The 11853-nt window shown below is 71.5% G+C and carries 10 protein-coding genes; 3 read left to right on the forward strand and 7 right to left on the reverse strand.

The genetic code is table 11. The features are described from left to right. Nucleotides 1-62 precede the first annotated feature (62 nt). Together BLU84_RS23915 and BLU84_RS23920 are read right to left on the reverse strand one after the other, a co-directional pair. A complete protein-coding gene (locus BLU84_RS23915) occupies nt 63-818 on the reverse strand; it encodes an anti-sigma factor family protein (protein ID WP_074873171.1) in 756 nt (251 codons plus the stop codon). A 46-nt stretch (nt 819-864) separates the two neighbouring features. Then, nucleotides 865-1380 (reverse strand): RNA polymerase sigma factor, encoded by a 516-nt coding sequence (locus BLU84_RS23920; protein ID WP_074873174.1) that lies wholly within the window; start codon nt 1378-1380, stop codon nt 865-867. Nucleotides 1381-1523: 143 nt separating this feature from the next. On the opposite strand from BLU84_RS23920, the gene BLU84_RS23925 reads away from it, so the two are divergent. Both BLU84_RS23925 and BLU84_RS23930 read left to right on the forward strand, forming a co-directional pair. Then, complete coding sequence (locus BLU84_RS23925) at nt 1524-2600, forward strand: catalase family peroxidase (protein WP_074873177.1); 1077 nt, start codon at nt 1524-1526, stop codon at nt 2598-2600. An 89-nt stretch (nt 2601-2689) separates the two neighbouring features. Next, nucleotides 2690-3244 (forward strand): cytochrome b, encoded by a 555-nt coding sequence (locus BLU84_RS23930; protein WP_074873284.1) that lies wholly within the window; start codon nt 2690-2692, stop codon nt 3242-3244. Nucleotides 3245-3450: 206 nt separating this feature from the next. Here BLU84_RS23930 and BLU84_RS23935 read toward each other — a convergent pair whose 3' ends face one another. From BLU84_RS23935 to BLU84_RS23955, 5 genes are all read right to left on the reverse strand, one after another. Next, complete coding sequence (locus BLU84_RS23935; RefSeq protein WP_074873181.1) at nt 3451-3753, reverse strand: putative quinol monooxygenase; 303 nt, start codon at nt 3751-3753, stop codon at nt 3451-3453. Nucleotides 3754-3850: 97 nt separating this feature from the next. Further along, nucleotides 3851-4438 carry a 3'-5' exonuclease gene (locus tag BLU84_RS23940; protein ID WP_074873185.1) on the reverse strand — a complete coding sequence of 196 codons (588 nt, stop codon included), beginning with the start codon at nt 4436-4438 and terminating at the stop codon, nt 3851-3853. Nucleotides 4439-4502: 64 nt separating this feature from the next. Then, the gene (locus tag BLU84_RS23945; protein ID WP_074873188.1) at nt 4503-6398 is read right to left on the reverse strand and encodes a M61 family metallopeptidase; all 1896 of its coding nucleotides are present in this window, start codon (nt 6396-6398) and stop codon (nt 4503-4505) included. A gap of 171 nt (nt 6399-6569) precedes the next feature. After that, a complete protein-coding gene (locus BLU84_RS23950; protein ID WP_074873191.1) occupies nt 6570-8024 on the reverse strand; it encodes a serine hydrolase domain-containing protein in 1455 nt (484 codons plus the stop codon). A gap of 125 nt (nt 8025-8149) precedes the next feature. After that, the gene (locus BLU84_RS23955; protein WP_074873194.1) at nt 8150-9862 is read right to left on the reverse strand and encodes an NAD(P)/FAD-dependent oxidoreductase; all 1713 of its coding nucleotides are present in this window, start codon (nt 9860-9862) and stop codon (nt 8150-8152) included. 276 nt (nt 9863-10138) lie between these two features. Here BLU84_RS23955 and BLU84_RS23960 point away from each other — a divergent pair, with 276 nt between their 5' ends. Then, nucleotides 10139-11734, forward strand: coding sequence for an OpgD/OpgG family glucan biosynthesis protein (locus tag BLU84_RS23960; protein WP_074873196.1), 1596 nt, complete (start codon nt 10139-10141; stop codon nt 11732-11734). Nucleotides 11735-11853 lie beyond the last annotated feature (119 nt).

Genomic DNA, 11853 nt, shown 5'->3' on the forward strand with positions numbered 1-11853 from the left:
CGCGGTCGCGGCTTGCGCCGCTCCTACAGGGAGCGACCGCGACAGCGCTCAGCGGCTCGGCCTCAAATCGCCTGCAACGCCCGCCGCACCACCTGCGCGCTGGCGTCGTCGCCGGCGCTGACCATTGCGTAGTTGTAGCCGCCGCGCGACCAGTACTGCGCGAGCAGGCCGCCGTCGCGGCGGTCGCCGCGCGGCAGCATGTGGTGGCGCGGGCCGGGCGGGCGGATGTAGAAGCTGATCGCCGCGCCGGCCGCGTCCTGGTACACCACCAGCGCCGCGGCGCCCTGGTCGGTGGCGAGCGCGCGCGCGCCGACCGGGCGGTAGCCGGCGGCGCTGAGGTCGGGCAGGCGCATGGGTTGGCTGAAGTTCGCGTCCAGCCACGGCTGCACGTCGCCGCCGGGGATGTCGCTGCGCAGGTCGTGGCGCGCGGCGAACAACCGGTGCGCGGCGATCGCGTCGGCCATCGGCGCGACCCCGGCCAGCATCGGCGCGGGAGCGCGGCTCCATTCGCGCGCCTGCCAGCCGCCGATCGCGCCCACGCCCAGGCTCAGCAGCACGCTCGCGGCGACCGCGTAGCGCGCGCGGCGGCGGCGCGCGAGGCCGGCGCGCAGGCGCGCCGGGTCGAGCGCGGGATCCGGCGCCGGCAGCGCGCCGGCGAGACCGGCGCGCAATTGCTGGGCGTCGCGCTGCCAGGCCTGCAGTTCGGCCAGCCGCTCGGGCTGGCGCGCCAGCCAGGCCTCGACCTCGGCGCGGCGCGCCGGGTCCAGGCGGCCGTCGATGTAGGCGTGCAGGTCGTGTTCGTCGGGGACGTGGCTCATGCGGAACTCGCAAGCGAAAACGGGGCGTGGCGGCGATGCGGCGCGGTCATTTCAGCAGCCTCAGCGGCGGCGCCGGCGTCTCGCCGTCGCTGAGCCGGCGCAGGGCCTGGCGCGCGCGCGACAGGCGCGACATCACCGTGCCGATCGGAACCTCGAGGATGTCGGCCACTTCCTGATAGCTCAGGCCTTCCACCGACACCCACAGCAGCAGGCTGCGCTGCTCCACCGGCAACTGCTGCAGCGCGTCCAGGGCCGAGCGCGCGATCACTTCGCGCTCGGCCGAAGGCTGGCTGTCCGGCGCGCCCAGGCCGATGCGCGCGAGCAGGCCGGCATAGCGCTGGGCGCGGCGCTGGCCGTCGAGGAACTGGCGGTACAGGATGGAAAACAGCCACGGCCGCAGGGCCGCTTCGTCGCGGCGCTGGTGCCAGCCGCCGATGGCGCGCTCCAGCGCGCTTTGCACCAGGTCGTCGGCGGCGTGCGGGTCGCGCGCCAGCCAGCGGGCGAAGCGCCGCAGCGAGGGCAGGTGGTCGCGCAGGGCCTGGTCGAGTTCGTGCGGGGACATGGGCGCGGTTCGCAGGGGTTCGTCCGGTGGGACGCCGCCGGGCCCAGTTTATTCCCGTCCCCGGCAAACGCATCGGGCCGGGAATAAGCCGCGCCGCCGCGCGTCGTACCCCTGACGCAGCCAACCGACGCCACGCACCCGCCATGAACGAACCCTCCGCGCCGCCCCGCCCACCCTTCCCGCTCGCCCGCTGGGCCCTGATCGCGCTCGCGGTCGGCGGCCTTGCCGGCGCCTTCGCCTATGTCGCCGGCTATCTCGATCCGCAGCGGCTGACGCCGGCGCGCGTGGTCGATCAACTGCAGACCAACGGCGGCCTGCACCCGGGCTACCGCCGCAACCACGCCAAGGGCGTGTGCGTGATCGGCCGCTTCGACAGCAGCGGCGCGGCCGCGGCCTACTCGCGCGCGGCCGTGTTCGCCGCCGGCGCAAGCACGCCCCTGGTCGGCCGCTTCGCCCTGCCCGGCGGCAACCCCTACGCGCCCGACGGCGGCGTGCCGATCCGCAGCTTCGCCCTGCGCCTGACCCAGCCCGACGGCCAGCAATGGCGCACCGGCATGAACAACATGCCGGTGTTCCCGGTCGCCACGCCGCAGGCCTTCTTCGAACAACTGCGCGCCACTGCGCCCGACCCGGCGACCGGCAAGCCCGATCCGGCCAAGCAAAAGGCCTTCTTCGAAGCGCACCCGGAAACCGCCGCGTTCCGCGCCTGGATCAAGGACCGCAAGCCGTCCGCCAGCTACGCCACCGACAGCTACTACGGCCTCAACGCGTTCTATTTCGTCGCCGCCGACGGCGCGCGCCACGCGGTGCGCTGGCGGGTCGACCCCGACAACGGCGCCGCGGCCGCGCCGCTGGGCGCGCAGGACACCGACGCGCTGGCCGCCGAACTCGAACGCCGTCTGGCCCAGGGCCCGCTGCGCTGGAAGCTGTGGGCGACCCTGGCCGCGACCGGCGATCCGGTCGACGACGCCACCCAGGTCTGGCCCGCGCAGCGCGAACAGATCGACGCCGGCACGGTGATCGTCGAACGCGCCCAGGACCAGGCCAGCGGCGAATGCCGCGACATCAACTACGACCCGATGGTGCTGCCCGACGGCATCCTCGCCTCGGCCGATCCGCTGCTGCCGGCGCGCTCGGCCGCTTACGCCGAGTCCTACCGCCGCCGCACCGCCGAGGAAGCGCGCGCCGGCGGCCGTCCGCCGCAGGAGGCTGCGCGATGAACATTGATCAGACCCGACGCGATGAGGCGATCCGCGATGACGCGGGCTTCGCCGGTCAGGATTCCGCCGCGGTTGGCCGCGACGACACGATGTTCTGGTGGCCGTCGCGCGCGCTGCACTGGCTGATGGCATTGATGCTGCTGACGATGCTGTTCGTCGGCGCAGGCATGGTCGCGAGCGTGTCGGAACGTCACGCCTGGCTGCTGGCGCTGCACAAACCTTTGGGCATCGCGATCCTGGCCCTGGCGCTGCTGCGGCTGGCGCTGCGGCTGTGGCGGCGCCCGCCGCCGCTGCCGCGCGAACTCGGCACGGCGCAACGCTTCGCCGCGCACGCCTCGCACTGGCTGCTGTACGCGCTGATGCTGGCGATGCCGCTGATCGGTTGGGCGATGCTGTCGGCGGGCGGCTATCCGGTCGAACTCGGCGCCGGCCTGCGGCTGCCGCCGATCGCGCCGTTCGACCCGAGCTGGTTCGCGGCCCTGCGCTGGCTGCATCGCACCTTGGCCTATGCGTTGTTCGCGCTGGTGCTGCTGCATCTGGGGGCGGCGCTGCATCACGGGCTGATTCGCCGCGATGGGGTGCTTCACAGCATGTTGTGGCGGCGGCGTGGGGCGGCGGTGCGGGAAAGCGACGCGGCGGATTGAGCGCCGGTCGCAACCCGTGCATACGCTGCGACCGGCTACTCCGCGGTCGCGGCTCGCGCCGCTCCTACAGGTAGCCACCCGACCTTCGCGCTGTACCGACAGCCCCCTGTAGGAGCTGCGCAAGCTGCGACCGCGACACCGCGGCTACGGCGCAAACGGCTATGCCCGCGGCCCCGCACGCACTGACCCGTCGAAACCCCAACCGCTCACCCCACCGCCGGCAACCCATGCCCACCGACCGGCTCGGTCTCCACATGCGAATCGAACCCGGCGATCAACGGCTTGGCCTTGGCGATCGCCGCCTGCACCTGCGGCAACGACAGCGACGCGCGATGGCTGGCGGCGTTGTCCCACACCTCGGTGATCCAGATCGCATCGCCATCGCCGGGGTCGCGCGCGACCACGTAGCTGTGGCAGCCCGGCATCGCGCCGACGTCGTCCAGCAACAGCGCGATCAGCGCCTCGCGCTGACCCGGCGCGGCTTTCATGCGGCCGATCAATCCGTACATGGCGGTGTCCTCCTCAGCGGGCGGCGGCCCGTGGCGAGGCCGACTCTAGCGCCGCATTGCGGACAAATCGCGGACAGCGCGCCCGCCAACGGCGCGCTCAGCGCCGCTCGCGCGGAAACTCGGCCCGGCCCAGCGCGTACGGCAGCAGCCGGGCGATGTTGCGGGCATCGTCGATGCCGCGGTGGTGGGTGCCGGCGAACTCGAGCCGGGCGCGGCGCACGCCGCCGTCGAGGCCGAACTTGCGGCCCGAGCCTTCGCGCTGGGCGAACAGGCGCTTGATGTTGCGGTGCGCGGCGCCGACCGGGTCGGGCACGCGGTGGAACTCGCAGTCCTGGCGCAGCTGATTGCGGTCGTAGTCGCCCCACGAGCCCCAGATCAAATCCGGATACGCCGCGCGCCACGCCTTCAGCGCGGCCGCGGCCGCGGCGAAACCGGGCGCGGCGTCGACGTCGGCCTGGCCGATGGTGGTCAACGCGGTGCAGAACGCGGTCAGGCGCGGATGCCGCACCGGCCGCACGAAACTTTGGAATTCGTCGACGACGCGCAGCGAGGCGGTCTCGACCATCACCGCGCCGATCTCGATGATTTCCATGTGCTGGCGCGGCAGCGAGCCGTCGTCGGAGCAGGTGGCTTCGAAGTCGATCAGCAGGTAGTGCGCGGGTTCTCTTTCGGCGTTCTCGTTCATGACGCCGTAGTGTCGCGCAGTCGGCGCCGCGATGCGGCGGCCGCCGGTCGGGCCGCGAACGCGCTCACTTCGGCGCGAAGATCTTCGACAACCGGTCCGGCGCGCCGTCGATGCGCTCCAGGCGCGGATAGCGCAGGCCGCCGCGGTAATCGATGCGCACGCTGCGCACCACCTCGCCGTTGCGCACGATCAGCTCGATCGGCTGCTTGCCGTCCTTGTTCGCGCCGACCGCGTCCTTGAGCCGCTCGCCGCTGGCGCTGTAGCCGTTGATCGCGATCAGCGTGCTGCCCGGGGCGATGCCGGCGTTGAACGCCGGGCCGTCCCAGCGCACCGCGCCGACGGTGTTGTCGTTGGACAAGGTCAGGCCCAGCGAATAGGTCAGATCGGTGTTCTTGCGGTCGCTCTCGGCGAACTTGCCGGCCTCGCTGGGCGTGTCGGCGAAGCTCAGCTTCCAGCCGCTGGCGGCGAGGCCGTCCAGCGGCGCGGTGCGCGCGTCCAGGCGTTCGCGCAGGAATCCGGCCCAGTCGAACGGCGCGACCTTGTCGAGCGCGGCGACCACGTCCTCGAACTCGTAAGGCTTGACCTCGTAGTCGCCGTCGGCACCGTGGAAGAAGGCGCGGGCGAAATCGTCGAGCGAGCGCTTCTCGCCGCTGAGCGCGCGCAGCTTGGCGTCGACCGCCAGCCACACCAGCTGGCCGCCGCTGTAGTAGTCCTCGCTGAGCTGCCAGCTCGAATACGACTTGGAGCGGCGCATCGCGATCACCGGGTCGAGCGTGGTGTCCTGGATCGAACGCCAGCTCAGCCCCGCCCGGTCCTCGGCGTAGCGCGCCGCCACCAGCGCCAGCGCGTCGCGCGCGAACTCGGGCTTCCACAGCCCCGAGCGCGCGGCCAGGACGAAGCCCCAATACTGGGTCTGGCCCTCGTACACCCACAGCAGGCTGTCGCGCAGCGGCTGGTTGAAGTTGCCCGCCACCAGCCCGGCCGGGCGGCGGAATTTGCCGTTCCAGGCGTGGGTGTACTCGTGCGCGAGCAGGTCGTGGCCGAGCGTGCTGCTGCCGTCCCAACCGGTGAAGTAGTCGGTGTCGACGCCGTTCTCGCTGGAGCGGTGGTGCTCCAGGCCGATGCCGCTCATCTGCCCCGACAGCGACAGCAGGAAGTCGTAATGGTCGTAAGGCTGCGAGCCGAACAGCTTGACCGCCTGCGTGACCAGATCGCGATGCGGCTTGAGCTGCTCGGGCTTGGCCTCCAGGTACTTGGCCGCATCGGCCACCAGGTTCAGCCGCACCGGGATCTTCGCGCCCGGGGCCAGATCGATCTGCTTGTAGTGGCGGCCGGCGAACACCGGCGAGTCCAGCAGCGTGTTGAGCGGCACCGGGCGGAAGCGCAAGGTGTCGCCCTGGCGCGCGTCCAGCTCCAGCGCGGTGCCGGCCTGCCAGCCCGGCGGCAGCTTCAGGCTCGGCGCGACCTGGATGCCGCGCGCGTAGTAGCCGGCCGGGTACAGCGCGACCTGATTCCACTGCACGTTGAGCAAGTCGGCGGTCATCACCACCCGGCCCTGGCCGCTGGCGGTCGGGGTGAGCATGTCGAACTCGACCTCCAGCTCGCTCACGCCTTGCGGCACGTCGAGCTTGAACGCGTACACGTCCAGCGGATCGCGGGTCCAGGCGATGGCCTGGCCGTTGCCGCGCACGCGCAGGCCGGCGAGCTTGTCGATCGGCCCGGTCGGCGAGTGGTTGCCCTGGATCCACTGCGGGAACAGCAGGGTCAGCGGCCCGGCCTGCACCGGCAGGCGCTGGCGCGCGCGCAGCACGCGCCGGGCGATGTCGCTGGCGTCCACGTCCAGTTGCAGCGTGCCCGGGTACGGCCGGTCCTGCGGCGGCGCGGTCTGCGCGCGCGCGCCGTGCAGCGGCAGCGCGGCGGCGATCAGCAGGGGCAACAGGGCGAGCGGGGATGGGCGCATTGGGCGCATGTAAGGACTCCGGGACGCGGGACACGAGGACGCATCCTACTCACCGCCCCGGCGCGCCGGCCCCCTGCCATTGGGCATGGGTCGCCGTTACCGCTGCGCCGGAACGGCGGAGCGGCAAATTGCGCACATCCGCGCCGCGCCGGCGCCGGCCGCGGGGTCGCTTCAACGCGGCGGCAGCGGGTCCTGCGTGCGTTGGCTGCGCTGGGCCTCGCCGGCGCCGTCTTCGAAATAGTCCACCGCGGTCACCGTGCCCGCGCCATCGCGCACCAGCTTCAGCCGGGCGATGCCGTTGGGATAGACGAACTCGCCGGCGCCGACCGCGACCAGCTTCGCCGGCGCGCCGCCGCCGACGCGCTGCATGCTCAAGCCGCCGCCGTCGACGCGCAGCGCCCACGAACGCGCGGGCTCGGTCTGGCGGTACACGCCCTCGGCCTGGCGCAGGGTCTGCGCGTCCACCGCCACCGGCGCGATCTGCGGATACGCATCGCCGAGCGCCGCCGCGGCCAGCTTGCGCACGATCGGCTCCAGCCCCGCGCTGCCCGGCGCGCCGCTGTCGCTGTTGCTCAGCACCGCCACGCTGATCTCGCGCTCGGGCAGATACAGCAGATACGAAGCGAAGCCGAAGATCCCGCCGCTGTGCGCGTAGCCGTTGCGCCCGCGCACCGCCATCCGGCCGATGCCGTAGCCATAGCCGTAAGCGCCCTGTTTGGCCTTGCCGTGCGCGGTGACCATGTCGCGATAGTCCGCCGCGCTGAGCACCTGGCCGCCGTGCAGAGCGCGATTCCAGCGCAGCAGATCGTCGAGCGTGGACACCAGCGCGCCGGCCGCGTGCGGCTGGCTCATGTCGAGAAAATCCATCGGCGCGACCGCGCCGTCGCGGCGGGTGTAGCCCTCGACCATGCCGGGAATCAGCGCGTGCACATCGCCATAGCGGGTGTGTTCGAGCTTGAGCGGCTGCAGCAGGCTCTGGCGCAGGTACTCGTGCCAGGGTTGGCCGCTGGCGGCTTCGATCACCGCGCCGAGCAGCACATAGCCGGAATTGTTGTAACGGAAGTCCTGGCCCGGGGCGAAGTCGGCCGGCAGGTCCTTGAACACCGCGATCAGTTCCTGCGTGCTCAGTTCGCGCTTGATCGACTCGCGCATGTAGCCGTCGATGCCGGTGTAGCTCTTCACCCCGGAGGTGTGGTCGAGCAAGTGCCGCACCTTGATCGCGTCGCCGTTGGGATAGCCCTTCACGTATTTCGACAGCGGGTCGTCGAGCCCGACCTTGCCGGCTTCGACCAGCTTGAGCAGGGCGGCGGCGGAGAACTGCTTGGTCACCGAACCGATGCGGAAGGTCTGTTCCGGGGTCAGCGGCACGCCGAGTTCGACATCGGCCAGGCCGCGCGCGCCGCGGAACAGCACGCGGTCGCCGCGCGCGACCAGCACGGCGATGCCGGGCGCGTCGGCGGGCGCGTTTTCGGCCAGCAGGCGTTCGGCCAGGGCGCGCAGTTCGGCGTCTTCGGCGGCTTGCGTCGCCGGCACAGCGGTGGCGGCGGCGAATACCGGCGCCAGGCTCAAGCCGGACAGGGCGACCGCGCAGGCGGCGGCGAGAAGGACGCGGCGGACGGCCGGCATGACGACTCCATTCGTGGGCAAGATCGGCCGACCTTAGCCGCGCGCCGGCGGCGGCCGACACGGCCGGAAGTCCTGGCGACTTCCGGCGCCTGCCAGCTAGGTTCTGCCGCGCGCAGCCGCGCCGCTCAGGCCGCGCGGTCGATCCCGCCGAGCAGGCTCATCGCCACCGCCTCGGCCGCCTTGATGCCGTCCACCGCCGCCGACAGGATGCCGCCGGCGTAACCGGCGCCCTCCCCGGCCGGGAACAAGCCGCGGGTGTTGAGGCTGTGGCCGTCGACGCCGCGGGTGATGCGCAGCGGCGAGGACGTGCGTGTCTCCACGCCGGTCAGCATCGCATCGGCCATGGCGAAGCCTTTGATCTGCTTGTCGAACGCCGGCAAGGCTTCGCGGATCGCGGCGATCGCGTAATCGGGCAGCGACGCGCTCAGATCGCTCAAGCGCACGCCCGGAGTGTACGAGGGCTGGACCGCGCCGAGCGCGGTCGAGGCGCGGCCGGCGAGGAAATCGCCGACGCGCTGTCCGGGCGCTTCGTATTCGCCGCCGCCGAGCGCGAACGCCTGCGCTTCCCAATGCCGTTGCAGAGCGATGCCGGCCAGCGGCGAGCCGCTGTCGTCGTAAGGCTTGTAGTCCTCGGGCGAAATGCCGACCACGATCGCGGCGTTGGCGTTGCGTTCGTTGCGCGAGTACTGGCTCATGCCGTTGGTGACCACGCGGCCGGGCTCGCTGGCCGCGGCCACCACCGTGCCGCCCGGGCACATGCAGAAACTGTAGACCGAGCGGCCGTTGCGGCAGTGATGTACCAGCTTGTAGTCGGCCGCGCCGAGAATCGGATGGCCGGCCTGCGGGCCGAAGCGCGCGGCGTCGATCAGCGATTGCGGATGTTCGATGCGAAAACCGATCGAGAACGGCTTGGCCTCCATGTACACGCCGCGCTCGTGCAGCATCTTGAAGGTGTCGCGCGCGCTGTGGCCGAGCGCGCAGACCACGTGATCGGCGCGCAGCTGCTGGCCGTCGGCGGTGACCACGCCGCGCACCTGGCCGTTCTCGATCAGAACGTCCTCGACCCGCTGCGAGAAGCGGATTTCCCCGCCCAGCGATTCGATGGTCGCGCGCATGTTCTCGACCATCGACACCAGGCGGAAAGTGCCGATGTGCGGCTTGCTGACGTAAAGGATCTCTTCCGGCGCGCCGGCCTGGACGAACTCGGTCAGCACCTTGCGGCCGTGATGCAGCTTGTCGCTGATCTGGCTGTAGAGCTTGCCGTCGGAAAAGGTGCCCGCGCCGCCTTCGCCGAACTGCACGTTGGATTCGGGATTGAGCACGCGCTTGCGCCACAGGCCGAAGGTGTCGACGGTACGTTCGCGCACCGCCTTGCCGCGCTCCAGCACGATCGGGCGAAAGCCCATCTGCGCCAGGATCAAGGCGGCGAACAGGCCGCAGGGGCCCATGCCGATCACGATCGGCCGCAGCGGCAGGGACGCGGGCGCGCGGCCGACGAACTTGTACGCGGTGTCGGGCGTGGGCAGCACTTTGCCGGTGCTGGCCGGCGCCGACGATTTGCCGGCCGGTGTACGGGAGGCGGGCTTCCCGACAACCGGCGCGTCGCCGTCGGGCTCGGCCGCGCCCAGGCGCGCAAGAACCTCGGCCTCGCGCGGCGTGTCGATGTCCAGCGAATAAATCAGCTCGATGCCGCCGCGCTTGCGCGCGTCGTAGCTGCGCTTGGCGATGCTGTGGCCGGCGATGTCGGCCGCGGCGATGCCCAGGCGGGCGGCGATGGCGTCGGTGAGCGCTTGCTCGCTGTGATCCAGCGGCAGGCGAAGGTCGGTGAGTCGAAGCATGGCGATATTCTAAGACCTCGCCGGAGCGTTTCCGACGCGCTCCGGGGCTCGGGCTGAACGCCGCACGCCCTGCCCCGGCGGCGCCTCACCGGCAGCGCACGCAGTGGTTCGCCCGGTGCCGGAGTACGACCGCGCTCCGGCTCGCGTCGCGACGCCGGCCAAGGGATGAAAGCCGCCGCAAACGTGACCCACCGCCGGGCTCGACATCGGCCTAACCACCGTCCCGGCCGGATTGGCTAGCATGTTCGCCTCCCCCGCCACGACGTCGCCTGCCCGATGATCCGACGCCAGTTCCTCCAATCCGCGGCCGCCGCCCTGGCCTCGTTCGGCCTGCCCCTGCCCGCGCTGGCCCTGGCCGGCCCGGCCACGCCGAAAAAGCTCGGCGCGCCGCAGCCGTTCGACTACGCCACCCTCAAGGGCCAGGCGCGCGCGCTGGCGCAAAAGGCCTACGTGCCGCGCAGCACCACCCTGCCCCCGTCGCTGGCCGCGCTCAACTGGGATCAGTACCAGTCGATCCGCTTCCGCCGCGACCACGCGCTGTGGGGCGACGGCGACGGCAAGTTCCTCGCCCAGTTCTTCCACCTGGGCCTGTTCTTCAAGTCGCCGGTGCGCATGTTCGAACTGGCCGACGGCCAGGCGCGCGAACTGGCCTACGACCCGGAAATGTTCGACCGCGCCGCCAGCGGCCTCAAGCCCGGCACGCCGCTGCCGCCGGACCTGGGCTTCGCCGGCTTCCGCCTCAACACCCGCAAGGACCCCGAGCGCGACTTCGCCGCGTTCCTGGGCGCCAGCTACTTCCGCGCGGTCGGCGCCGAGGGCCAGTACGGCCAGTCCGCGCGCGGCCTGGCGATCGACACCGGCAGCGGTCACGCCGAGGAATTCCCCGACTTCGTCGCCTACTGGCTGGAGCGCCCGGCCAAGGGCTCCGACACCGTCGTGGTCTACGGCCTGCTCGACTCGCCCAGCATCGCCGGCGCCTACCGCTTCGCCATCACCCCGGGCGAGGTGCTGCTGATGGACATCGACTGCGCGCTGTACCCGCGCAAGACCATCGAACGCCTCGGCCTGGGCCCGTGCACCAGCATGTACCAGGTCGGCGAGAACGACCGCCGCATGGACTGGGACTGGCGCCCGGAGATCCACGACACCGACGGCCTGTCGATCTGGACCGGCAGCGGCGAATGGATCTGGCGTCCGCTGTGCAACCCCGAATACCTGCGTTTCAACATGTTCGCCGACGAGAACCCGCGCGGCTTCGGCCTGCTCCAGCGCGACCGCAACTTCGATCACTACCAGGACGACGGCGTGTTCTACGACAAGCGTCCGTGCCTGTGGATCGAACCTAAAAAAGGCTGGGGCGCGGGCTCGGTGCAGTTGGTGGAAATCCCGACCCTGGACGAAACCTTCGACAACATCGTCGCGTTCTGGAACCCGCGCGAGAAACCGCAGGCCGGCCAGGAGCTGCTGTACGGCTACCGCCTGTACTGGGGCGCGCAACCGCCGGCGGTGCCCAAGCTCGCCCATTGCGTGGCCACCCGCACCGGCCTGGGCGGACGCATCGGCTTCAAGCGCGATTATTTCTCCTGGCGCTTCGCCGTCGACTTCGCCGGCGGCGACCTGGCCGCGCTGTCCAAGCGCGACGCCACCGTCGAGCCGGTGGTGCAGATCTCCAAGGGCAAGCTGGAAACCATCTCCTGCCGCCCCTTGCACGAGATCGACGGCTACCGGGTCATGTTCGACGCAGTGCCGCCGGGCGACGGCACCGAACAGCTCGACCTGCGCCTGTTCCTGCGCGACGCCAGCGGCGCGCTCAGCGAAACCTGGCTCTACCAGTGGTCGCCGCCGCCGAAGAGCGAACGCAAACTCTACTGACCCGCGCCGCCCTCGCGGCCGCTCCCTGTAGGAGCGGCGCAAGCCGCGACCGCGACAACGCAACTACGGCGAACCTTTCGACGCAGTCGTAATGCCGCAGTCGCGACTCGCGTCGCTCC

The sequence above is a fragment of the Lysobacter enzymogenes genome (assembly GCF_900106525.1).
GTDB classification, from domain to species: Bacteria; Pseudomonadota; Gammaproteobacteria; order Xanthomonadales; family Xanthomonadaceae; genus Lysobacter; species Lysobacter enzymogenes.

Excerpts from the sequence above, each read along its gene's own strand:
- BLU84_RS23915 (WP_074873171.1), bottom strand. The coding sequence starts at position 818 with ATGAGCCACGTCCCCGACGAACACGACCTGCACGCCTACATCGACGGC.
- BLU84_RS23920 (WP_074873174.1), bottom strand. The coding sequence starts at position 1,380 with ATGTCCCCGCACGAACTCGACCAGGCCCTGCGCGACCACCTGCCCTCG.
- BLU84_RS23925 (WP_074873177.1), top strand. The coding sequence starts at position 1,524 with ATGAACGAACCCTCCGCGCCGCCCCGCCCACCCTTCCCGCTCGCCCGC.
- BLU84_RS23930 (WP_074873284.1), top strand. The coding sequence starts at position 2,690 with ATGTTCTGGTGGCCGTCGCGCGCGCTGCACTGGCTGATGGCATTGATG.
- BLU84_RS23935 (WP_074873181.1), bottom strand. The coding sequence starts at position 3,753 with ATGTACGGATTGATCGGCCGCATGAAAGCCGCGCCGGGTCAGCGCGAG.
- BLU84_RS23940 (WP_074873185.1), bottom strand. The coding sequence starts at position 4,438 with ATGAACGAGAACGCCGAAAGAGAACCCGCGCACTACCTGCTGATCGAC.
- BLU84_RS23945 (WP_074873188.1), bottom strand. The coding sequence starts at position 6,398 with ATGCGCCCATCCCCGCTCGCCCTGTTGCCCCTGCTGATCGCCGCCGCG.
- BLU84_RS23950 (WP_074873191.1), bottom strand. The coding sequence starts at position 8,024 with ATGCCGGCCGTCCGCCGCGTCCTTCTCGCCGCCGCCTGCGCGGTCGCC.
- BLU84_RS23955 (WP_074873194.1), bottom strand. The coding sequence starts at position 9,862 with ATGCTTCGACTCACCGACCTTCGCCTGCCGCTGGATCACAGCGAGCAA.
- BLU84_RS23960 (WP_074873196.1), top strand. The coding sequence starts at position 10,139 with ATGATCCGACGCCAGTTCCTCCAATCCGCGGCCGCCGCCCTGGCCTCG.